This is a genomic window from Pseudomonas sp. GZD-222 (assembly GCF_049310525.1).
In the GTDB taxonomy this organism is placed as follows: Bacteria; Pseudomonadota; Gammaproteobacteria; order Pseudomonadales; family Pseudomonadaceae; genus Aquipseudomonas.
The window spans coordinates 114,091-135,853 of sequence record NZ_JBMOWO010000078.1; the positions used below are offsets into that span (position 1 = coordinate 114,091).

Consider the following 21,763-nt stretch of genomic DNA (forward strand, 5'->3'; position numbering starts at 1 on the left):
AAACCGACCATGAGACCCTTCTGGCTGCAACAGGCACTGGATCAGGAAGATCAACCCGCCTGCCCGGCGCTCGCCGCTGACACTCACTGCGATGTCTGTATCGTCGGCGGTGGCTACACGGGCCTGTGGACAGCGCTGATGCTCAAGGAGCAGAACCCGGCACTGGATGTCGTGCTGATCGAAGCCGACATCTGCGGTGCCGGGGCCAGTGGGCGCAATGGCGGTTGTGCGTTGTCGTGGTCGGCCAAGTACTTCACCCTCGAACGGCTGTTCGGGATGCAGGAGGCGGTGCGCCTGGTCAAGGCGTCGGAGCAGAGCATTTATGCCATCGGCGAATTCTGCCAGGCGCATGGCATCGATGCTGACTACCGTCTGGACGGCACCTTGTACACCGCCACCAACCGCGCCCAGATGGGCAGCACCGATGGCGTGATTGCCGCGCTGGAACGTCAGGGCATCAACTCGTTCCAGCGCTTGCCGGTGGACCAGGTGCAGCGCCTGGCGGGCTCGGCCCGGCACCTGGAAGGCTGGTTCTCGCCCGCTGCAGCCACGGTACAGCCGGGCAAGCTGGTGCGCGGTCTGCGCCGGATCGCTTTGCAAAAGGGCGTGCGCATCCATGAAGGCACGGCCATGACCGGTTTGCAGGAAGGGCCGCAGGCCGGCGTGGAAACCACGGGTGGCACCGTACGCGCGGCACGTGTGGTGCTCGGCCTGAATGCCTGGATGGCACGGGCGTTCCCGCAGTTCGAACGCAGTGTGGCGATTGTCTCCAGCGACATGATCATTACCGAGCCGCAGCCGGAGCTGCTGCGCCAGATCGGCTTGACCAGCGGCATCAGCGTCCTCGATTCGCGGATCTTCGTGCACTACTACCACAACACCAGTGATGGCCGGCTGATGCTCGGCAAGGGTGGCAACACCTTTGCCTACGGTGGGCGCATGCTGCCGGTGTTCGACCAGCCGTCGCCCTATGAGGCGCTGTTGCGCCAGAGCCTCGGCGAGTTCTTCCCGGCCTTGGCCCAGGTGCCGGTGGCGGCCACCTGGAACGGCCCGTCGGACCGATCGGTAACCGGCTTGCCGTTCTTCGGCCGCCTGGGGGCCGAGGGCAATGTGTTCTACGGTTTCGGCTATTCAGGCAGCGGCGTTGGCCCTTGTCATATGGGTGGGCAAATCCTGTCGTCGCTGGCCCTGGGGCTGGACAACGAATGGACCCGTTCACCGCTGGTCAATGGCCCGCTGGGCTATTTCCCGCCAGAGCCGATCCGTTACCTGGGTTCGTTGATGGTGCGCAATGCCATTCGTCGCAAGGAGCAGGCCGAAGACCGCGGGCATCGCCCGCGCCATCTGGACGTGCGCCTGGCCCGCTTTGCTGCGGCCGCCGGTAAAGCCGACAAGGCCTGAACAGTTTTTTTGTCGATTGCCACCACGAGGATGTATAAACTGCACCCACTTTGCCGGTCGCTACCTGAACCGGCACCTGAAACAAAGAGAGTCGAGATGGGCGCACAGTGGAAAGCCAAGCATAGAGAAACAGCTGCCAATGCCAAGGGCAAGATCATGGGCAAGCTGTCCAAAGAGATCCAGATCGCCGCGAAAGCTGGCGCTGACCCGGACATGAACCCACGCCTGCGTCTGGCGGTCGAGCAGGCGAAAAAGGCCTCGATGACCCGTGAGACCCTGGAGCGGGCGATCCGCAAGGGTGCTGGGCTTGATGGTGATGCGGTCAACTACAACGCGGTGACCTACGAAGGTTTCGCCCCGCACCAGGTGCCACTGATCGTCGAGTGCCTGACCGACAACGTCAACCGTACCGTGGCGCAAATCCGTGTGCTGTTCCGCAAAGGTCAGCTGGGTGCTTCCGGCTCGGTGGCCTGGGACTTCAACCACGTGGGCTTGATCGAAGCCACGCCGAATGAGGCCGACGCCGACCCGGAAATGGCCGCCATCGAAGCCGGCGCCCAGGACTTCGCAGAAGGTGAAGAAGAGGGCTCGACCCTGTTCATCACCGACACCACCGACCTTGATGCTGTGCAGAAGGCACTGCCTGCCCAAGGTTTCACCGTTGTTTCGGCGAAAATCGGCTACACCCCGAAGAACCCGGTCAGCGGCTTGAGCGATGAGCAGATGGCTGAAGTCGAAGCCTTCCTGACGGCTATCGATGACAACGATGATGTGCAGAACGTTTATGTAGGTCTGGCGGGCTGATATAAGGCTTCAAGACCTCATCGCGGGTCAAGCCCGCTCCCACAGGTGGGAGTGTGCTTGACCCGCGATTTGCGCACTGATCGCCGCAAACGCGGGCCGCCGCATCACGTCAGGCCGCATGCACAAGTGCTGCACCACACGCAATTCCTCGCAGTCCTCCTCGCAGCATTCAAGCAATTCCCCCAGCAACACCCCAAACGCCAACACTTCGATCCGTTGCAAGGCTGCCGCTGCAGTGCTGCCATCCTGCGCAAAGAACGATGCTGCACCAAAGTCGCCCAGCAAGCAGTCGCCCTCTGGGTCACACAGAATGTTGTGCGCATACAGGTCGCCGTGCGTGATGCCATGCCCGTGCAAATGCGCACCCACCGAGGCAATGGCACTTGCCAGACGTCTGACCGATGACAGGCTCAGGCGCCGTTCAGGCGGGTACGTGTCGCGGGTGCAAGAGTCCAGGCTCGGTGGCCCGGCCAGGTTGAACCAGCTCGGGTCGATCAGTTGCATCACCAACGCCGGCAGTTGCTCGGGATGGTTGTCGATACGCCCGGCCAGACGCACCAGTTGCCGATGGTCGCCAGCAGCGATGCAGGCGGCCATCTCATTGAGGGGTGAGCCATCGCTGGTCATCTGCCCTTTGTACACTTTGACCGCCACCGGATCATCCTGCTCCCGCCAGCGGGCCTGATGGATCACGCCGGAGGCACCCTGGCCCAGTACCTGGGCCAGGCGTACATGCTGCCAATCGATGCGTGGGCAATGTCCGGGATCAGCAGGCGCGCAGAAGGGCGCCGGCAGCGGGTTGCCGGCATACGCCAGCCAGGCCAGGCGCGGCATCTGCAGCAACCAGTCCGGTAACGCCTGCAACTGGTTGACGGCGATGCGCATCAGTTCAAGTTTCTGGCAGCGCGCAAGGCTGGCGGGCAGCGACTCTAAGCGGTTTCCGGCGAGCATGATCTTTTGCAGGTCCGCACAGTCGCCCAGTGCCTCGGGCAGCGCCGTGAGGCAGTTGTCCGTCAAGATCAATGCGCGCAGACGCTTGGGCAAGGCGGTGGGGCTGAGCTGTTCAATACGGTTGCTCTTGAAACCCACGACTTCCAGCGCAGGGCACTGGCCGACACCTTCAGGTACGTGGGTAAAGCGGTTGCCCGAGCAGAACAGCACCTTGAGCCGGTGCAGGCGTCCCAGGTCCTCAGGCAGTGCGCTCAGGCGGTTGCCGCTCAAGTCGAGGACTTCCAGGCTGTCGGCCAGGTTGAAAATTTCTCGTGGGAAGTGTTCAAGCGCGTCGCTCAGATTGAGCCGGGTAATGCCTGCCAGTCGGCCCATCTTGAGGTCGGTGAGGGTATGCATGAGGAGAACGCGGGTCCGGTAAAAAAAGCGGTCGCCATGATAGCGGAATCGGTCCGCAGCAGGTGACTTGAGCGCCAGACGACCATTGGGGGACCGGGGCATGCATTTGTGCACATCCGATGAGACTTAAGTCATATGGCAGCCTCGTCACGTGGGTCCATACTCGACACTCGCCCTTTTAAATAACAACAAGTTCAGGGTTCAGTATCGATGACTTATCAGCACAGCTACGCCCATTCCATCGCCGATCCAGCCACGTTCTGGGCCGAACAGGCCGAACGCCTGGCCTGGTACCGCAAGCCACAGCAGCCCCTCAGTGAAAACGCCGATGGCACCCACCAGTGGTTTGCCGACGGCCGCCTCAACAGCTGCTACCTGGCCCTGGATCATCAGATCGAACAGGGGCGTGGTGAGCAAACCGCGCTGATCTACGACTCGCCGGTAACCGGCAGCCAGCAATCGTTCACCTATGTGCAGTTGCGCGACGAAGTCGCGCGCCTGGCCGGGCTGTTGCGCGAGCTTGGCGTGCAGAAGGGTGACGGGGTGATCATCTACATGCCCATGGTGCCTCAGGCTGCCATGGCCATGCTCGCCTGCGCCCGTATCGGCGCCGTGCATTCGGTGGTGTTCGGCGGCTTTGCCGCCAACGAACTGGCCCTGCGTATCGACGATGCCCGCCCGACCTTGCTGCTGACGGCTTCGTGCGGCCTGGAGTTCGATCGGGTAATCGAATACAAGCCGCTGGTGGATCGCGCCTTGCAGCTGGCTCGCCATCAACCGCGCCAGGTGCTGGTGCTGCAGCGGCCCCAGGCCCCGGCAACGCTGCTGGCAGGTCGCGACCTCGACTGGCAGGCCGCCGTGGCCGATGCCCGCCCGGTAGCACCGGTGGAGCTGGCGGCGGCCGACCCGCTGTACATCATGTACACCTCTGGTACCACCGGCAAACCCAAGGGCATCGTTCGTGAAAACGGCGGCAATGCCGTGGCCCTGGGCTTTGCCATGCGCCATATCTACGGCATGCAGGCCGGTGATGTGTGGTGGGGGATTTCCGATGTCGGCTGGGTGGTCGGCCACTCGCTGATTGTTTACGGGCCGCTGATGAATGGCTGCACCACAGTGTTCTACGAGGGCAAGCCGATTCGCACCCCGGACGCGGGCGCCTACTGGCGGGTGGTCGAGCAGTACCGGGTCAATGGTCTGTTCTGCGCGCCGACCGCCATGCGCGCAATCCGCAAGGAAGACCCTGAGGGTGAGCTGCTGCGCCGTTATGACCTGAGCTCCCTGCGCCAGCTGTTCCTGGCCGGCGAGAAGCTCGATTCCAGTACCCATCAATGGCTGGAGGCGATCAGCGGCAAAACCGTTCACGACCACTGGTGGCAAACCGAAACCGGCTGGCCGGTGACCGCGCCCTGCGTGGGGCTAGAGGGTAGCGCGGCGCGACCAGGGTCAAGCAACCGTGCGGTGCCGGGTTATCACGTGCGCGTGCTGGACGATGACGGCCAACTGCTCGGTGCCAACCAGCAAGGCGCCATTGTCATTGCCCTGCCATTGCCACCGGGGTGCAGCCAGACACTCTGGGGCGACCACCAGCGCTATCTGGACGCCTACCTCACGGCCTATCCGGGTTACTACCACACTGGCGACGGCGGCTACCTGGATGACGATGGTTTCGTCTACATCATGGGGCGCACCGATGACGTCATCAACGTCTCCGGACATCGCCTGTCCACCGGCGAAATGGAAGACCTGGTTGCCCGGCATCCGGCGGTGGCCGAGTGTGCGGTGATTGGTGTGCATGACGAGATCAAGGGCCAGGTGCCTCTGGCCCTGGTGGTGCTCAAGGACGGCCAGGGTATCAACGAGGCTGCCTTGCAGAGCGAACTGGTGGCCAGTGTGCGCGAACAGATCGGTGCGCTGGCATGCTTCAACCAGGTGCGGGTGGTCAAGCGTTTGCCCAAGACCCGTTCGGGCAAGATCTTGCGCGCGGTGCTGCGCAAGATCGCTGACCAGCAAGCGTACACGCCGCCCTCGACCCTGGATGATCCGGCGGTGCTCGGTGAAATCGAAGCGGTGCTGGCCAGCTTCGCCCGCGTCGGTTGATTACTGTAGGAGCGGAATATTGGTTTGACGCAATTGCCCAAGACGGCTGCGCGTTCGTGCCAGATCGGCTGCCGTACCCTGCAGACTTTCGTCCAGCGGTGCGGCACCGATCAACACCAAATGCTTATCCTGGTCATAGAGCACATCCACCAGATTGATAAAACGCTGCTGCTCGGCAATCGAGCACGCGTCCAGGCGCGGCAGGCCATCGATGATCCAGTGATCAAAGCGCCGGGCCAGTTCCAGGTAGTCGATGACAGCGGTGGGTTGTTCGCAGAGCTGGGCAAAATCAAACCCCACCTTATCGTGCTGGATGAGCCGCGCCTGCAACTGGCGCTTGCCTACCTGCAGCGCCAGCGAGGCGTCGGCAAACGCCGGCAAGCTTAAAGACTCTCTCTGCTCAGGAATACCAGGCCAGAGGTAATGCCCCTGGGTGAACCGCTGTTGGCCGGCGGCATTCGGCAGCGCACGATAATCCTGGTCACCGCCGACTTCCAGCACCTGCATCTGGCTGTGGATCAAGCGGATAACCGCTTCGAAACGCTGGTGGTAGAGCGGGTTGGGCAGCAGGCCTTCGGGGGCGTAGTTGGAGGTCACCAAGACAAAGATGCGCCTGGCAAACAAGGCCTGGAACAGGCGGGTGATGAGCATCGCGTCGCCAATGTCGTGCACATGGAATTCATCGAAGCACAGTACCTGGCAGTCCTGCAGCAACTGATCGAGGGTACAGGCCAGGGCATCGTCCTGGTGACGGTGTTCGAACATGCCTTGGTGCAGGTGCGCGAAGAAGTCATGAAAGTGCACACGGCGTTTGTGTGTCTGGGGCAGGGCCTGAAAGAAACCGTTGAGTAGCCAGCTCTTGCCTCGCCCGACCTTGCCATGCAGATACAGGCTGCGGGCCTGGCCGCTTGCAAGCCGCGCGGCCTGAGTGGTCATGTGTTCAATGACCTGCAACTGAGCCGGGCTCAAGGTGTACCCCTGTGCGACGGCCTTGTGACGAAAATGCTGACGAACGGTATCAGCAAGCTCGCCCTCGTCGCGCACTGCAGGCCCAAGACGTTGACGCAGGGCGCGCAGCGGTGAGCGTATCCAGGAAGGCGGCAGGGCAGGCAAACGGGGCTCCTTGAGGCTTTCGGCACTCAAGGACCAGCTTGAGCAAGCGCGACTAATTTAACCAATATGCGTTGGGGCTGCCAGCGTTCTGCCAAGCCGGCAAAGCGCCGCAAAATGTTGTACAGGAACTGTACGTTTCTCTGTGGGCTGGCAGCTTTTGTCTCCGCTGCTACCCTCAAGCTCAGATAAATCCTGCGTTAAAGGATAAGCCGGTGAAAGGATGCTCTCTGGCCGCACTGCTTGGGCTGATCATCGTTGACAGTTCAGTTGCTGCCCAATTCATGGTTGAAGTCAGAGTCGAAGTGCAGCGTGGCTGCGTGCTGATTCATCAGCCCCGTGAGGCCGGCGCACAAGCACTGGGTGTCCTCGACTTCGGCGCTACCGCACGACTGGACGATCCGACCGGCCCCAAGACCAGCCAGTTACTGAGTCAGCGGCCACCGCGTCTTGAATGTAACCCCGACACTACTTACCAAGTGCAGGTCGACGGCGGCCAGCACGGCGGTGTCGGCGAAGTGCGTTACCTGACCAGCGCCCAGCCTTCGGCTCGACCGATTCCTTATCGCATATATCAAGACCCGGCCTGGCGTGTGCCGCTGCCGGTCAATGTCGTACAGCATGCACGGGTGCCCTCCAGCGGTTCTGTGGACCTTCCGCTGTATGCCCGTATCGACAGCCTGGCCCAGGTGCCAGCGGTCGGTCGTTATTCGGATTTGCTCAAGGTCACCGTCACCTGGTGAAGGTCACTGCATTGCCTGCTAAAGGAACTGGCAGCATGAATAAAGTCCTGTTGTTGAGTATTGGCCCGCTATTACTGGTGAGCCCCGACGCTTTCGCCGGTGTAAGCGGGCATATCCAGGCGCAACTGGTGATCAGCGCTGCCTGCCAGATCAGCGGCGATCCCGGCGGCGCCGTTGCCACCCCGGGGGCAGGGGTGCTGGATTTCGGCAGCCAGGGCCCGAGCTGGACCAGCCCGCTGCGTTCGCACCTGGATGAAGAGGGCACCGATGGCCGCCTGCAAGTGCGCTGCAATCCCTCGGTGCGGGCCTTTACCGTGAGCATCAATGGCGGCGCCCATGGCGATGGCGCCAATCGCCGTTTGAGCAATGGCCGCGAGTTGATCCCCTATGAATTGTCGCTCGATCCCTCGGGCAGTGCCCGCTATGGCATCGGCCAGCAGCGCAATTTCACCATCAGCAGCGCGGCGCAGATTCCGATACCCATTTACGGTGCGCTGGTGGCCCATCCCAAGGCGCTGCCGGCCGGCATTTATCGCGACACCCTGATGGTGACCCTGGACTGGTAACACGCAAGGAGTGACTCATGCAGCCTTACATTTCTCGCTTCATCTTTGCCGGCGTCGGCCTGGCCCTGTGCTCGCAAACCCAGGCGGCGAGCGTCACCGGACAGATAAGCGCCACCCTGGTCCTGACCGCCAGCTGTCAGGTCAACGGTTCTACCGGTAGCAGCGGTCTGAACTTCGGTACGCTGAATTTCGGCACCGTGGACGCCCTGTTCACCCAGGCTCAAGGGCAGGTGCTGGGCGGTGCTGGCGGGGCAATGAGCATTCTCTGCTCCAGCGGCACAATACCCGTCGTGAAGATCGGCGCGGGCAGCCACGACGCCCAGTCCCCCGGCGGTACCCGGGCGTTGGCCGATGGATCTGGCAACTTTGTGCCGTATGACTTCTATACCGATTCAGGGCATTCCCAACCACTGGCGATCAACGGCACGATCACCTTGCCGACCAGCACGGGCGTGGCGCAGACGGTCAACCTGTATGGTCTGGCCAAAGGCAAGGCCGGCTTGCCGGCCGGGGCCTATACCGACACGGTAAGCGTCGAGCTGAGCTTCTGAGGCGTGTCCCGTTCGTGGTATGGGCTATTGGCGGTACTCGCCTGGACAGCGCCTGCGCCGTTATCGGCGGCGCTCAGCAGTACCTTTCAGGTCAGCGCCCAAGTGGTGGCGGGGTGCCTGGTGGTCGGCGGGGTAAGCAATTACGGCAACCTCGATTTTGGCAGTTACTCGGCGCTCGCCAGCGGCCCGGTCAGCACTGCACTCAGTGGCGCCAGCGTGACCCTGCAGTGTACGCCGGGGGTGACGCTGAGCATGCGCATCGGCGCCGGGCAGAACACCAGCAGCGGCAGCCGCAATCTCAAACGCAGTACAGGTTCGCAGTTGGTGGCCTATCAACTGTTTCGCGACGCCGGCTTCAGCCAGAGCCTGGACATCGATCAGACCGTCACCGTGACCTACAGCGATGCCAATTCAATCAAGCTGCCGGTGTACGCCCGGGCACAGTTGACCGGTAGCGTGCCTGCCGGCAACTACACCGATGTGGTGCAAGTGGTGCTGACCTGGTGAGTGGACTCACCCGGTGTATTCGACAACCAAGGAGACTGTGGATGAGGGCAAGTGCGGGCAACTCACAGCGGATGATCAAGTGGGCCAGTTGCGCATTGGCTGTGCTGTTCGCTGTACCGCTGCAGGCGGCCACTTCGGTATTGATCTGGCCGATCGATCCGGTGCTTGAGGCCGAGCAGAAAGCCGGCGCGCTGTGGCTGGAAAACCGCGGGACGGCGCCGGCCAACCTGCAAGTGCGGGTGTTCGCCTGGCGTCAGGGTGACTACGACGACCAGTACCAGGCGCAACGCGAGATTATCGGCAGCCCACCGGTGGCAAATATCGCCCCGGGGCAAAAGCAGTTGATCCGCCTGACCCGCACCGGCGCTTCACCGGTCGGCCAGGAGCAAGCCTACCGGATCATCATCGATGAGATTCCCCCAGCCTTGCCCGAGGCTCCCGACATCGACAAGCCGCAAGCGGCGATTCGCTTCCAGATGCGCTACTCGGTGCCTTTGTTTGTCTACGGCCAAGGTCTGTGGGGTAAAGCGGACGCCACAGGCCAGCGCGATTTGGCGACTGTCGGCAAGCCGGCACTGAGCTGGCGCCAGGTCTCGGTACAAGGCCGGCCCTATGTGGAAATTCGCAACACGGGACCTGTGCATGCGCGTCTGACCGATGTCGTCCTGCAACAAGGCGGACAATCTCGCCCGTTGGTAGAAGGCCTGCTCGGCTATGTGCTGCCCGGCGCCAGTATGCGCTGGCCGCTGCCGCAAACGATGACGGCGGCCTCGGTGCTCAAGGGTCGGATCAATGGTCAGGAGCCGGCACAGACCCTGAGCCAGGGCCAATGAGCGTTCAGTAGCACGGCAGCGACAGGGGCCAGGGAGGACCCGGTAATGGTTGGATACGGTGCGTGAGTATTTCTTTGGACACCACACGCCCATGGCTGCTGGCGGCTTGTGCGTTAGTGGCCTGCGGCCCGCTGTTCGGCGGCGAGTTACCGCCGCCACCGCCCAGCCTCGAGGCGGTCGGCGATGCCCAGCTGTACCTGGAGCTGGTGGTCAATCAGATGAGCAGCACTGAACTGGTGGCGGTGCAGCAGCGCGCCGGCCGTCTGTACATGGCCACGGCGGACTTGCACAAAGCAGGTGTGCAAGTGCCGGGTTTGGCGGACGGCGAAGTGGCGCTGGACACCATCACTGGCCTGCACAGTGACTACGACAGCCAGGGGCAGCGCCTGCTCCTGCAGGTGCCTGCCGCCTGGCTGCCGACCCAGGCCCTCGGCAACCGTCAGCTGTACCTGGCCAGCGACGCACGCAGCAGCTTTGGTGCACTGCTCAACTATGACCTGTACCTGAACGACACCGACGACGGCGGCACCTATCTGGCTGCCTGGAACGAGCTGCGCCTGTTCGACAGCTGGGGGACATTATCGACCACCGGTCAGTGGCGTCAGACCTTGGGCGGCAACGAGTTTGATGACAGCCAGCAGGGCTTTCGCCGTTATGACACCACCTGGCGCTATACCGACGAAGCGCGCCTACTGACCCTGGAAATGGGCGACGTCGTCAGCAGCGCCTTGCCCTGGACCGGTTCGGTGCGTCTGGGCGGTGTGCAGGTGTCACGGGACTTTGCCGTACGCCCGGACCTGGTCACTTATCCGCTGCCGGCATTCGCCGGCGAGGCGGCGGTGCCTTCATCGCTGGACCTGTTCATCAACGGCTACAAAAGCTCCAGCGCCGAGTTGCAGCCAGGTCCCTACACGCTGACCAACATTCCCTTTATCAACGGTGCCGGTGAAGCGGTGGTGGTGACTACCGATGCCCTGGGACGCCAGGTGTCCACCACCTTGCCGTTCTATGTCACCAGCAGCCTGCTGCAAAAAGGCCTGGCGGATTTCTCGGTGGCGGCTGGCAGCCTGCGTCGCGACTATGCCTTGCGCGATTTTGCCTATGGGCCGGGCGTGACCGCCGCCAGCCTGCGCTATGGCCTGACTGACAGCTTCACTCTGGAAAGTCACGCCGAAGCGGCCGAGTCCCTGGTCTTGGGCGGCCTGGGTGGCAACTGGCAGGTGGGTAACTGGGGCGTGGTCAACGCGGCCATGAGCCAGAGCCGCTTCGACAGTCGCAGTGGCCAGCAATGGAGCCTGGGTTATCAGTACAACAGTCCGCGTCTGGGCTTTAACTATCAACGCTTGCAGCGCCGGGGCGATTACGCCGACCTGTCACTGGTCGACAGCCCTTACACACGCCTCAGTGAGCGTAGCGAGCAGGTCACCCTGAGCCTGAACCTGAACCGTTATGGCAGCCTTGGTGCCGGCTATTTCGATGTGCGCGCCGGGGACAACAGCCGCACCCGTTTGCTCAACCTGAGCTGGAGCAAGCCCTTGTGGGGCAACAGCAGCCTGTACCTGTCGGCCAACCGCGAGATCGGCGACAGCCAATGGGCGGTGCAGGCGCAATGGGTGATCCCGTTCGACCTCAGCGGCACCTTGAGCCTGAGCCTTGAGCGCAATAACAATGGCGAACGTCTGCAACGGGTCAATTTTAGCCGCGCAGTGCCGACTGAAGGTGGCCTGGGCTACAACCTCGGCTATGCCGATGGTGACCGCGAGGCCTATCGCCAGGCCGACCTGACCTGGCGCCTGCAGGCGGTGCAGTTGCAGGTTGGCGCCTACGGCACCAGCGACGACACCACGCGCTGGGCGGATGCCAGTGGCTCGCTGGTGTGGATGGATGCCGGGGTGTTTGCCGCCAACCGTATTGACGATGCGTTCGTGGTGGTCAGTACCGACGGCTTTGCCGATGTGCCGGTGCGTTATGAAAACCAGCTGGTCGGCCGCACCGACAGCAAGGGGCATTTACTGGTGCCCTGGAGCAGTGGCTATTACCGCGGCAAGTACGAGATTGATCCGATGGAACTGCCCAGCACCGTGCAGGTGCCGCAGGTCGAGCAGCGCGTGGCCGTACGGCGTGGCTCCGGTTATCTGCTGGAGTTTCCGATGCAGCGGGTGGTCGCGGCGAGTCTTCATCTGGTCGATCCTGCGCAGCGCGACCTGCCACTGGGTAGCCAGGTACTGCACGAGCAGAGCGGCACGCGCACGGTGGTGGGCTGGGACGGGCTGGTCTATCTGGAAGGGCTGGCAGAGCACAACAGCTTGGTGGTGGAGCGCAGTGGCGGCGGTAGCTGTCGCGTGCAGTTCAGTGTCGAGGGCGATCAGCAGCAGGTGCCGCTGATCGGGCCGCTGGTGTGTCAATGAAGAGGTTGTTGCTGAGCCTGGCCTTGCTGGCCAGTGCCCAGGCGCACGCCCTGTGCTCGGTGGTGGCGACCAACCCTGCAAGTTTTGGCACGCTCAACTCGACCTTGGTGCGCGATGTGATCCAGTCGGCGTCGACCAACCACGCCGGTTTGCAGTGCACCGGTTCGCTGCTGAGCCTGCTGGCAACGGATGACCATTTTTATGCGACCTTCACGCCAACCGGCGGGACCACCGGGCTGAAGGGCCCCACTGGTGATGTCATCAACTACACGCTGTACGCCAACAACACCACCAACTTCGCCATTGCCCGCAACCAACCTTACGATTTTGCCCGTAACGGCATTATCGATGCCCTCGGCCTGCTTAATGGCACCTCGCCCAAGAGTGTGCCGATCTACCTGAAAAGCCTGGTCGGCAGCAATGTCGCCGCCGGTTTTTATCAGGAATCTTTCGTGGTGGAATGGAATATCAACTATTGCTGGGGCATTGGTGTGCTCGGCGTGTGCCTGGGGCGGCAGGAGTTGAAAAAGACAACTGATCTGACGGTGAGCCTGACAGTGACCAATGACTGCCAGATCACCACGCCCGCGATCAGTTTCGGCAGTGCACCGGTGATCAGTGGATTTGCCCCGGTCAACCAGAGTGTCAGTTTGTCTTGCACCAAAGGCAGCAACTACACCGTGGGACTGGACGACGGGCAGAACGTCGCTGCTGGGCGGCGGCGGATGAAGTCCGGTACCAGTAACTTTCTGGCTTATGACATTTTCAAGAGTGCCGGGACGGTGCGTTGGGGGGCGCTCCCCGGTGCGCGGCGGGCCAGCAGTGACGCTGATATCAATCCGGGCGCGGGGACCGGGACCGGTAGTCAGATCTTCAATTACAACGCCAGGATTTACCCTGATCAGGCAACGCCGCCTGCGGGGACCTACGTGGATAACGTGATTCTTGATGTGCAGTTTTGAGCAGGGAGTATTGCGGTGTGTTGGACCCTATGGGCTTTGCAGGTTGCGTGTATATCCGTTTGCCAAGGTGGCGCTGAATCACCTTTCCGCCCTTACGGCGGCTTACTTTTTTTCAGTCGAAAAAAAAGTAAGCAAAAAATTCTTGCCCCACCAGGGGCCCTACGCTGCGCTCCGGGTCCCTTCGCTCCGGCGCCGCTACGGGGCATTGCGAGCTACGAGTTGCAAGCAACTCTACGCTTCGCAACTTCGGCTACGCCGAAGGCGCTGCGCGCTAGCCCCTACACGACACCTCCACTCAGCCCTACTGGTTAACGGGGCGGGAGGATCAAGATCAAGATCAAGATCAAGATCAAGATCAGATCAACTGCACAACTCGCTGCGCTGTTGCTTTATTGAGGCTCTTCGAGCCAGCCCGGGATTAATCTGATCCGTATAAATCCCCCAAACCTGAATCTGTAACTCAGTACACCTCAGCGCCATAGTGACGTCATCCGTGATGAGGTCCGAACCATGTATCAGTATGACGAGTATGACCGTGCGCTGGTGTTCGAGCGTGTGGCGCAGTTTCGCGATCAGGTGCAGCGTTTCATGGGCGGCGAACTGAGTGAGGAAGAGTTCCTGCCCCTGCGCCTGCAAAATGGCCTGTACCTGCAAAAGCACGCCTATATGCTGCGGGTGGCAATTCCTTATGGCACCCTCGGCGCCCGGCAGATGCGTACGCTGGCGCAGATCGCCCGCGAGTACGATCGCGGCTACGGCCATTTCACCACCCGCCAGAATATCCAGTTCAACTGGATCGAACTGGCCCAGGTGCCGGACATCCTCCAGCACCTGGCCGAGGTCGAGATGCACGCCATCCAGACCTCCGGCAACTGTGTGCGCAATATCACTACTGAGGCCTTCGCTGGCGTTGCCGCCGATGAATTGCTCGACCCGCGCCCGCTGGCCGAGATTCTGCGCCAGTGGTCGACGATCAACCCCGAGTTCCTGTTCCTGCCGCGCAAGTTCAAGATCGCGATCTGTTCGGCCCTTGAGGACCGCGCCGCGATCATGATGCATGACATCGGTCTGTATCTGTACCGCGACAGCAGGGGGCAGATGTGCTTGCGGGTCATGGTCGGTGGTGGCCTGGGACGTACGCCGATCCTCGGTCTGCAAATTCGCGAGGGCCTGCCCTGGCAGCACCTGTTGTCCTATGTCGAGGCGATCCTGCGGGTCTACAACCGCCACGGCCGACGCGACAACAAGTACAAGGCGCGGATCAAGATCCTGGTCAAGGCCTTGGGCATCGAGGCGTTCGCCAAGGAGGTGGAGCAGGAGTGGCAACACATCAAGGAAGGCCCGGCGCAGCTCACCGAAGATGAGTTCCAGCGCGTCGCAGCAGCCTTCGAACCACCGGCCTACGCCAGCGTCAGCGACAGCGATCTGGAGTACGAAACCCACCTGGCCCAGGACAGCGCCTTTGCCCGCTGGGTGTCCTGTTGCGTCAAAGCGCACAAGGTCCCTGGCTATGCCAGTGTGGTGCTGTCGACCAAGCCCGGTGTCAGCTCGCCACCCGGTGACCTGACGGCGGCGCAGATGGAAGCGGTGGCCGACTGGTCGGAACAGTTCGGCTTCGGCGAAATCCGCATCGCCCATGAACAGAACCTGATCCTCCCGGATGTACGCAAGCAGGACCTGCACGCCTTGTGGCGCCTGGCCTGCGAACGCGATCTGGGGACCGCCAATATCGGCATGCTGACCGACATCATTGCCTGTCCGGGCGGCGACTTCTGCGCCCTGGCCAATGCCAAGTCGATCCCCATTGCGCAGTCGATCCAGCGTTGTTTCGAGGACCTGGATTACCTGCATGATCTGGGCGAAATGAGCCTGAACATTTCTGGTTGCATCAATGCCTGCGGCCATCACCACATTGGCAACATCGGCATCCTTGGCGTCGACAAGAACGGCAGCGAGTGGTACCAGGTCACCCTCGGCGGCGCCCAGGGCAAGCACAGCACCTTGGGCAAGGTCATCGGGCCGTCGTTCAGCGCCGATGAAATCCCGCGGGTCATCGAGCAGATCATCGCCACCTACTGCGCCTACCGCGAGCTGGACGAACCCTTTGTCGACACCGTGCGCCGGGTGGGCCTGGAGCCGTTCAAGGAGCGGGTCTATGCCAAGCGTGCCGAGGAGCTGATATGCGTAATGTGATCGCCCTGCGCAACGGCGAACCACAGTTGTTGGCCGAGGATGGCTGGCAACTGGTGCGCGACAGTGGATCGGCGTTGCCTGAAGGCTTGCTGATTCTGCCGCTCGACGCCTGGCTGGCCCGCCAGGCGTCGCACCCCAACGGCCATGACGGCTTGTGGCTGGGACCTGATGACGAAGTGGAACCGTTGCGTCCCTGGTTGCCGCACCTGCCGCTGATCGCCGTCGACTTCCCCAGCTTTCGCGATGGACGTGGTTACAGTCAGGCGTACCTGTTACGCACGCGTTTGGGCTGGCACGGCGAGTTGCGCGCTATTGGCGATGTGCTGCGCGACCAACTGAGCCATATGCGCCAGTGCGGTTTCGACAGTTTTGCCGTGCGTGAAGACAAATGCGCCGAGGATGCGCTCAAAGGCCTGGCGGGGATGAGTGTGCTGTACGGGCGTTCGGTGATCGAACCGCGGCCGCTGTTTCGTCGCCGTTAGCTGGTGCCCCGGCGACGGTGGTCTATCGTTTAACTTTTGCCGGTGTGCCGCCACCTGAAGCAAAGGGAGTTGTCATGAACGAAGACCAGCAAAGCCGTCGCCGTTTTATCGCTGCCAGTTCCGTGCTTGGCGCTGCCGGGGCCATGCACTCGACAGCGCCGCTGGCCGCCGAGGCGATCATGCGCAGCAGCGGCACGGCCTTGCCGGCTGAATTGATTTTGCACAACGGTCGCTTGCACACCGTCGACCGCGAGCAGACTGAGGCCACCGCGGTGGCTATCCGCGACGGGCGTTTCCTGGCCGTGGGCGACGATACCCAGGTCATGGCCTTGCGCGGGCCTGATACCCAGGTCATCGACTTGCAACGGCGTACGGTGATCCCGGGGCTCAATGACTCACACCTGCACCTGATCCGCGGCGGCCTGAACTACAACCTGGAGCTGCGCTGGGAAGGTGTTCCGTCGCTGGCCGATGCCTTGCGTTTGCTCAAGGAGCAGGCGTTGCGTACGCCCGCGCCACAGTGGGTGAGGGTGGTGGGCGGCTGGAACGAGTTCCAGTTTGCCGAACGGCGCCTGCCCAGCCTCGACGAGCTGAACCAGGCGGCACCTGACACCCCGGTGTTCGTCCTGCACCTGTATGACCGTGCCTTGCTCAACCGCGCCGCCTTGCGCGCGGTGGGCTATGACCGCAACACGCCCAACCCGCCGGGTGGTGAAATCCAGCGCGATGCCAATGGCAATCCCACCGGTATGCTCATTGCGCGGCCTAACGCGATGATTCTCTATGCGACCCTGGCCAAGGGGCCGAAGCTGCCGCTGGAGTATCAGGTCAATTCAACCCGTCAGTTCATGCGCGAACTCAATCGCCTTGGCTTGACCAGTGCCATCGATGCCGGTGGCGGCTACCAGAACTATCCCGATGACTATGCGGTGATCGGGCAATTGGCCAAGGCTGGTCAATTGACGGTGCGCATCGCCTACAACCTGTTTACCCAGAAGCCCAAGGAAGAGTTGGCCGATTTCCGCAACTGGACGTCTACGGTCAAGTACGGGCAGGGTGACGATTTTCTCCGCCACAATGGTGCGGGTGAAATGCTGGCGTTCTCGGCCGCCGACTTCGAGGATTTTCTCGAACCGCGTCCGGACCTGCCGGGCAACATGGAGGGCGATCTCGAACCCGTAGTGCGCCACCTGGTGGAACAGCGCTGGCCGTTTCGTCTGCACGCCACTTACGATGAATCGATCTCGCGCATGCTTGATGTGTTCGAGACGGTCAACCGTGACATACCGTTCAATGGCCTGCCGTGGTTCTTCGATCATGCCGAGACCATCAGCCCGAAGAACATCGAACGGGTACGGGCACTGGGAGGCGGTATTGCGATCCAGGACCGTATGGCCTTTCAGGGTGAGTATTTTGTCGAGCGCTACGGCGCCACGGCAGCCCAACAGACGCCACCGATCAAACGCATGCTTGCCGAAGGCATCCCCGTCGGTGCCGGTACCGATGCCACCCGGGTATCCAGCTACAACCCCTGGACGTCGCTGTACTGGCTGGTCAGCGGTCGTACCGTGGGTGGGCTGGAGCTGTATCCACAAGGGCTGGACCGTGACACCGCGCTTTCACTGTTCACCCACGGCAGCGCCTGGTTTTCCAGCGAGCAGGGCAAGAAGGGCCAGATCAAGGTCGGGCAGTTGGCCGACCTCACCGTGTTGAGTGCGGACTACTTCAGCATCGACGCCGAGGCGATCAAGGCGCTGGAATCGGTGCTGACAGTGGTGGGCGGCAAGGTGGTGTATGCCGCTGCCGAATTCGCCCGTTTTGATCCGCCGCTGTTACCGGTGTTGCCGGATTGGTCACCGGTCGCCAAGGTGCCGGGTCATTGGCGTCAGGGTGCGCCAATGACTGCGCAAATACACCAGTGCGTGGGGGCCTGTGCGGTGCATGCCCACCAGCATCAGCAGGCGCGTCAGTCGTCGGTGCCGGTCAGTGATTTTCAAGGCTTCTGGGGCGCGTTGGGTTGTTCCTGTTTTGCCTTCTAACAATCTCAGTTGAAAATCAGAGAATTCCTATTTGTGGGTCCTATCTGTCGGAATACTCTGGCGCCGTCTTAACTAAACGGCTGTCGCCGATGTTCAGTTCATCCAGTCATTTTCTGTTTATGGCGCGTTAGCGGCGCCGAACAATTCCCCCGGTTTGCAACCCTACCGACCTATTGCCCTGTGCTGCAGGGCAACGGTGGTGTGTGCGTGCCTGAATGGCTGGGAACTGATTTTAACGCTGAGATGGAGTCCTACCATGGCTGTAAAACGTTCCACAAAACACCTGGCTGCTTCCGGGCTGATGGTGGCGCTATTCGCCGCGCTCAACGGTTGTGCCAGCGTCGCGGTTCCCACCGAACAGGTGGAATTGACCCGCGATGCTGTCAGTCGCGCGGTAACCGCTGACGCAACGCAGTTTGCCCCGATGGAAATGAAGTCTGCCCAAGACAAGCTTTATCAGGTCGAGCGCGCATTGGGTGAACAGGACTTCGCCCAGGCGCGCCTGCTTGCCGAGCAGGCCGAAGCCGATGCCAATCTGGCCGAACGCAAGGCGCGTGCACTCAGGGCGCAAACCCAGCTCAAAGGTGCCCAGCAAGGCATCGAAGTGCTCAAGCAGGAAATGCTGCAAGCCCCTGACGCCATTGTTGCGCCTAGCCGATAAGGATCGTTCTTATGCAATTCAACTATATGTTCATCGTTGCTTCCGCAGCCGGCCTGATGCTCAGCGGCTGTGGCACCACGCCGGAAAATGCCGACTTGCTCGAAGCCCGTGCGCAATTCAGCACGCTGCAGAGCAATCCCGAGTCCAGCCGCCTGGCGGCCCTGGAAACCAAAGCGGCCTTCACCGCCCTGGGCCAGGCTGAGCTCGCCTCGATCAAGGACCGCAAGGCGCAGCAGGTCGAGCAACTGGCTTATCTGGCCAAGCAGAAAATCGCCATTGCAGAACAGACCATCGACCTGCGCGTGGCCGAAGCCGGTCTGCAGGGCATCGAAGCACAACGTACCCAGGCGCGTCTGGATGTGCGCACGGCTCAGCTCAAGGCGTTGCAGCAGCTCAATGCCAAACAGACGGAGCGTGGCGCGGTGGTCACCTTTGGTGATGTGCTGTTCGATACCGGCCGTGCCGAACTCAAGGCTGGCAGTTTGCGTGACCTGGAACAGTTGACCGAGTACTTGCGCGCCAACCCCGAGCGCAAGGTGCGGGTGGAGGGCTTCACCGACTCCACCGGTAGTGAGGTGTTCAACCAGCAATTATCGGAGCGTCGTGCCGCGTCCGTGGCGAACGCCCTGCGTCGTAATGGGGTAGGGCCGGAGCGGGTCATAGTGGCAGGGTACGGCAAAGAGTATCCGGTAGCCTCCAATGCCGATGCCCAGTCCCGGCAACTCAATCGCCGTGTGGAAGTCATCATTTCCCACGGTAGCAATGCAGTCAGCGATCGCCGCTGATGGCATGACGGGCCCCTCCATCACCTGATGGGTGGGCCCTTTGACGTTTTAGAAGACGTGCCGCAACAACCAGTACAATCCGCCTGCCATCACGATCGACGCTGGCAACGTCAGCACCCAGGCCATCAGCAGGTTGAAGATGGTCTTCATCTGCAGGCCCGAGCCATTGGCAACCATGGTCCCTGCTACCCCGGAAGACAGTACGTGGGTGGTCGATACCGGTAAGCCGTACATGTCCGCCGCACCAATGGTGCACATCGCCACCAGTTCCGCCGACGCGCCTTGGGCGTAGGTCAGGTGGGTGTTGCCGATTTTCTCGCCGACCGTGACCACGATGCGCCGCCAGCCGACCATGGTGCCCAGGCCCAACGCGATTGCCACAGAGATCTTGACCCACAAAGGAATGTAGCGGGTGGCATCGTCAAGCTGGCTCTTGAACAGCGCCAGTTGCGTCTGCGTGTCGGTATCGAATGACACCAACTGGTGCTTGCCGATCAGGCGGATCGTTTCGCTGGTCAGGTACATGTCGTTGCGCACGTTGGCCATCGCCTCGGCGGGTACCCGGTTCAACGAGCCATAGCCGGCGACTTCGCTACCGATGGCACCGGTCAGGGCGGCCAGGGCCGGCACCAGTTCAGGGCTGGCGGTCGGCTGGCGGATGAATTCGGTCAGGGTTTTTCTTGGCTCGGCGCTCAACAGCTGCGGGGTGCCGCGCTGAAGGGCCTGCTGGGTGGCCTCGGCCACCGCCGCGAACTGCATTGACTGCTCTTCGGGCATGGTCCGGTTCAGGGCGTAGGCCATTGGCAAGGTGCCGACCAGGATCAGCATGATCAGGCCCATGCCTTTCTGACCATCATTGGAGCCATGAGCAAATGACACCCCGGTGCAGGTGAGGATCAGTACACCGCGAATCCACCAGGGTGGCGGGGTGTTGCCGACCGGCGCCTGGTACAGGTCGCGGCGCTTGACCAGATGCCGCAGCGCCAGCAGCAACAGCGCGGCGCAGGCGAAACCGACCAGCGGCGACAACAGCAACGAGTAACCGATTTTGCTGGCCTGGGCCCAGTCCACGCCGCTGGTGCCATCGCGGCCATGCATCAGGGCATTGGCCACGCCGACACCGATGATCGAACCGATCAGGGTGTGTGAGGACGAGGCCGGCAGGCCCAGCCACCAGGTACCCAGGTTCCAGATGATTGCCGACAGCAGCAGGGCGAAAACCATGGCAAAGCCTGCCGATGAGCCCACCTTGAGAATCAGCTCCACCGGTAACAGAGCGATGATGCCGAAGGCCACGGCGCCACTGGAGAGCAGTACGCCAAGAAAGTTGAAGAAACCGGACCAGACCACGGCCACTGAAGCCGGTAGGGAATGGGTGTAGATCACCGTGGCGACGGCATTGGCAGTATCGTGAAAGCCATTGACGAACTCGAAGCCCAGGGCGATTACCAGGGCTACCCCGAGCAACAGGAAAGGGGTCCATGTGGTGACCACCGTGCCGCTGGCGTCGATGTCCTGGACCAGGCTCCAGGCGGTGTACAGCAAGCCCGCAAGCAACAGGCCGAAGAATAGAGTCAGGGTACCGCGGCCGGGCTTGTGGTTCAGGCGCGGCTTTGCATCGGATGCGGCTGGCGACGAATGGCTGGCCAGCGATGGGGTAGTCATAATGACTCCGGGTTGGGTTACCTCAGGCGGCAAGCATAAAAAAACTTTCTGAGGCCGAGCTGACTCCGATCAATGAAAGGCCTAGGCTGATACAAAAAAATACAGAGGTGCCGATGATTCGCTGCAAGCGTGTCTATGATCCGGTTACGGCCGAAGACGGCCAGCGTGTGCTGGTAGACCGCTTGTGGCCGCGCAACAAGCGCAAAGACCAACTGCAAGCGCTGTGGTTGCCGGAGGTTGCTCCGTCGACGGCCTTGCGCCAGGCCTTTCACACAGGTGAAGTGGACTTTGCCGGCTTTGCCGAGCGCTATCGCCAGGAACTGACGGCGCGGCCCGAGCATTGGTGGCCGCTGCTGGGCATGGCCGGGAAGGGCGATCTGACGTTGCTCTATGCCGGCAAGGACACCGAGCATAACAATGCCCTGGTGCTGGCCCAGTGGCTGGAGGATGAACTGGACCGGCAGGGGCCGATGAGTTCGCCGGTGTGTTATGCCGAAGAGGTCAAGCCCCTGTAGGCACCGCGGGCTTCTCGGTGGGAGCGGGCTTGCCCCGCGATTGCGGTTGTGCAGTCACATTGCATCGCGGGACAAGCCCGCTCCCACCGTT

General features: G+C 62.0%; 19 protein-coding genes. 16 read left to right on the top strand and 3 right to left on the bottom strand.

Going from position 1 to position 21,763, the window contains the following annotated elements; genetic code table 11:
* The first annotated feature begins 9 nt into the window (after positions 1-9).
* Both ACO6VD_RS14995 and ACO6VD_RS15000 read left to right on the top strand, forming a co-directional pair.
* A complete protein-coding gene (locus ACO6VD_RS14995; RefSeq protein WP_422420114.1) occupies positions 10-1,401 on the top strand; it encodes an FAD-dependent oxidoreductase in 1,392 nt (463 codons plus the stop codon).
* 96 nt (positions 1,402-1,497) lie between these two features.
* On the top strand, positions 1,498-2,205 hold the full coding sequence (locus ACO6VD_RS15000) for a YebC/PmpR family DNA-binding transcriptional regulator (RefSeq protein WP_422420116.1): 708 nt from the start codon (positions 1,498-1,500) through the stop codon (positions 2,203-2,205).
* 27 nt (positions 2,206-2,232) lie between these two features.
* On the opposite strand, the gene ACO6VD_RS15005 is transcribed toward ACO6VD_RS15000, so the two are convergent.
* Positions 2,233-3,552, bottom strand: a complete 1,320-nt coding sequence (locus ACO6VD_RS15005; protein WP_422420118.1) for a protein kinase — start codon at positions 3,550-3,552, stop codon at positions 2,233-2,235.
* A 210-nt stretch (positions 3,553-3,762) separates the two neighbouring features.
* On the opposite strand from ACO6VD_RS15005, the gene ACO6VD_RS15010 reads away from it, so the two are divergent.
* Positions 3,763-5,652 carry a propionyl-CoA synthetase gene (locus tag ACO6VD_RS15010; RefSeq protein ID WP_422420119.1) on the top strand — a complete coding sequence of 630 codons (1,890 nt, stop codon included), beginning with the start codon at positions 3,763-3,765 and terminating at the stop codon, positions 5,650-5,652.
* Here the strand turns inward: ACO6VD_RS15010 and zapE are convergent, their stop codons facing one another.
* Positions 5,653-6,765, bottom strand: coding sequence for a cell division protein ZapE (zapE, locus tag ACO6VD_RS15015; RefSeq protein ID WP_422420120.1), 1,113 nt, complete (start codon positions 6,763-6,765; stop codon positions 5,653-5,655). It abuts the gene before it with no gap.
* A gap of 281 nt (positions 6,766-7,046) precedes the next feature.
* On the opposite strand from zapE, the gene ACO6VD_RS15020 reads away from it, so the two are divergent.
* The 12 genes from ACO6VD_RS15020 to ACO6VD_RS15075 all read left to right on the top strand — a co-directional run bounded on the left by ACO6VD_RS15020 (position 7,047) and on the right by ACO6VD_RS15075 (position 19,492).
* Entirely contained in the window at positions 7,047-7,505 is a 459-nt protein-coding gene (locus tag ACO6VD_RS15020; RefSeq protein ID WP_422420250.1) for a spore coat U domain-containing protein, read from the top strand.
* A 35-nt stretch (positions 7,506-7,540) separates the two neighbouring features.
* Positions 7,541-8,071 (top strand): spore coat U domain-containing protein, encoded by a 531-nt coding sequence (locus tag ACO6VD_RS15025; RefSeq protein ID WP_422420122.1) that lies wholly within the window; start codon positions 7,541-7,543, stop codon positions 8,069-8,071.
* 17 nt (positions 8,072-8,088) lie between these two features.
* Positions 8,089-8,622: a spore coat U domain-containing protein gene (locus ACO6VD_RS15030; protein ID WP_422420124.1), complete on the top strand. Its 534-nt coding sequence runs from the start codon at positions 8,089-8,091 to the stop codon at positions 8,620-8,622.
* 3 nt (positions 8,623-8,625) lie between these two features.
* The gene (locus ACO6VD_RS15035; protein WP_422420125.1) at positions 8,626-9,129 is read left to right on the top strand and encodes a spore coat U domain-containing protein; all 504 of its coding nucleotides are present in this window, start codon (positions 8,626-8,628) and stop codon (positions 9,127-9,129) included.
* A 41-nt stretch (positions 9,130-9,170) separates the two neighbouring features.
* Positions 9,171-9,962: a molecular chaperone gene (locus ACO6VD_RS15040; protein WP_422420127.1), complete on the top strand. Its 792-nt coding sequence runs from the start codon at positions 9,171-9,173 to the stop codon at positions 9,960-9,962.
* A gap of 95 nt (positions 9,963-10,057) precedes the next feature.
* Positions 10,058-12,370, top strand: a complete 2,313-nt coding sequence (locus ACO6VD_RS15045; RefSeq protein WP_422420251.1) for a fimbria/pilus outer membrane usher protein — start codon at positions 10,058-10,060, stop codon at positions 12,368-12,370.
* Entirely contained in the window at positions 12,367-13,332 is a 966-nt protein-coding gene (locus ACO6VD_RS15050; RefSeq protein ID WP_422420128.1) for a spore coat U domain-containing protein, read from the top strand. Before ACO6VD_RS15045 ends, ACO6VD_RS15050 begins: the two co-directional genes overlap by 4 nt.
* A gap of 510 nt (positions 13,333-13,842) precedes the next feature.
* The gene (locus tag ACO6VD_RS15055; RefSeq protein WP_422420130.1) at positions 13,843-15,525 is read left to right on the top strand and encodes a nitrite/sulfite reductase; all 1,683 of its coding nucleotides are present in this window, start codon (positions 13,843-13,845) and stop codon (positions 15,523-15,525) included.
* Positions 15,513-16,007, top strand: coding sequence for a DUF934 domain-containing protein (locus tag ACO6VD_RS15060; protein WP_422420131.1), 495 nt, complete (start codon positions 15,513-15,515; stop codon positions 16,005-16,007). The genes ACO6VD_RS15055 and ACO6VD_RS15060 overlap by 13 nt, the downstream gene beginning before the upstream one ends.
* Positions 16,008-16,207: 200 nt before the next feature.
* The gene (locus tag ACO6VD_RS15065; RefSeq protein ID WP_422420253.1) at positions 16,208-18,046 is read left to right on the top strand and encodes an amidohydrolase; all 1,839 of its coding nucleotides are present in this window, start codon (positions 16,208-16,210) and stop codon (positions 18,044-18,046) included.
* A gap of 256 nt (positions 18,047-18,302) precedes the next feature.
* Entirely contained in the window at positions 18,303-18,707 is a 405-nt protein-coding gene (locus ACO6VD_RS15070) for a DUF4398 domain-containing protein (protein ID WP_422420132.1), read from the top strand.
* Positions 18,708-18,718: 11 nt separating this feature from the next.
* The gene (locus ACO6VD_RS15075) at positions 18,719-19,492 is read left to right on the top strand and encodes an OmpA family protein (RefSeq protein ID WP_422420133.1); all 774 of its coding nucleotides are present in this window, start codon (positions 18,719-18,721) and stop codon (positions 19,490-19,492) included.
* Between the two features lie 48 nt (positions 19,493-19,540).
* Here the strand turns inward: ACO6VD_RS15075 and ACO6VD_RS15080 are convergent, their stop codons facing one another.
* Positions 19,541-21,157, bottom strand: coding sequence for an inorganic phosphate transporter (locus tag ACO6VD_RS15080; RefSeq protein WP_422420135.1), 1,617 nt, complete (start codon positions 21,155-21,157; stop codon positions 19,541-19,543).
* A 113-nt stretch (positions 21,158-21,270) separates the two neighbouring features.
* Here ACO6VD_RS15080 and ACO6VD_RS15085 point away from each other — a divergent pair, with 113 nt between their 5' ends.
* The gene (locus ACO6VD_RS15085) at positions 21,271-21,672 is read left to right on the top strand and encodes a DUF488 domain-containing protein (RefSeq protein ID WP_422420136.1); all 402 of its coding nucleotides are present in this window, start codon (positions 21,271-21,273) and stop codon (positions 21,670-21,672) included.
* Positions 21,673-21,763: the final 91 nt, after the last annotated feature.

What these genes read in the sequence shown, in the direction of transcription:
- ACO6VD_RS14995 (WP_422420114.1), top strand. Translation starts at nt 10, where the DNA reads ATGAGACCCTTCTGGCTGCAACAGGCACTGGATCAGGAAGATCAACCC.
- ACO6VD_RS15000 (WP_422420116.1), top strand. Translation starts at nt 1,498, where the DNA reads ATGGGCGCACAGTGGAAAGCCAAGCATAGAGAAACAGCTGCCAATGCC.
- ACO6VD_RS15005 (WP_422420118.1), bottom strand. Translation starts at nt 3,552, where the DNA reads ATGCATACCCTCACCGACCTCAAGATGGGCCGACTGGCAGGCATTACC.
- ACO6VD_RS15010 (WP_422420119.1), top strand. Translation starts at nt 3,763, where the DNA reads ATGACTTATCAGCACAGCTACGCCCATTCCATCGCCGATCCAGCCACG.
- ACO6VD_RS15020 (WP_422420250.1), top strand. Translation starts at nt 7,047, where the DNA reads ATGGTTGAAGTCAGAGTCGAAGTGCAGCGTGGCTGCGTGCTGATTCAT.
- ACO6VD_RS15025 (WP_422420122.1), top strand. Translation starts at nt 7,541, where the DNA reads ATGAATAAAGTCCTGTTGTTGAGTATTGGCCCGCTATTACTGGTGAGC.
- ACO6VD_RS15030 (WP_422420124.1), top strand. Translation starts at nt 8,089, where the DNA reads ATGCAGCCTTACATTTCTCGCTTCATCTTTGCCGGCGTCGGCCTGGCC.
- ACO6VD_RS15040 (WP_422420127.1), top strand. Translation starts at nt 9,171, where the DNA reads ATGAGGGCAAGTGCGGGCAACTCACAGCGGATGATCAAGTGGGCCAGT.
- ACO6VD_RS15050 (WP_422420128.1), top strand. Translation starts at nt 12,367, where the DNA reads ATGAAGAGGTTGTTGCTGAGCCTGGCCTTGCTGGCCAGTGCCCAGGCG.
- ACO6VD_RS15055 (WP_422420130.1), top strand. Translation starts at nt 13,843, where the DNA reads ATGTATCAGTATGACGAGTATGACCGTGCGCTGGTGTTCGAGCGTGTG.
- ACO6VD_RS15060 (WP_422420131.1), top strand. Translation starts at nt 15,513, where the DNA reads ATGCGTAATGTGATCGCCCTGCGCAACGGCGAACCACAGTTGTTGGCC.
- ACO6VD_RS15070 (WP_422420132.1), top strand. Translation starts at nt 18,303, where the DNA reads ATGGCTGTAAAACGTTCCACAAAACACCTGGCTGCTTCCGGGCTGATG.
- ACO6VD_RS15075 (WP_422420133.1), top strand. Translation starts at nt 18,719, where the DNA reads ATGCAATTCAACTATATGTTCATCGTTGCTTCCGCAGCCGGCCTGATG.
- ACO6VD_RS15080 (WP_422420135.1), bottom strand. Translation starts at nt 21,157, where the DNA reads ATGACTACCCCATCGCTGGCCAGCCATTCGTCGCCAGCCGCATCCGAT.
- ACO6VD_RS15085 (WP_422420136.1), top strand. Translation starts at nt 21,271, where the DNA reads ATGATTCGCTGCAAGCGTGTCTATGATCCGGTTACGGCCGAAGACGGC.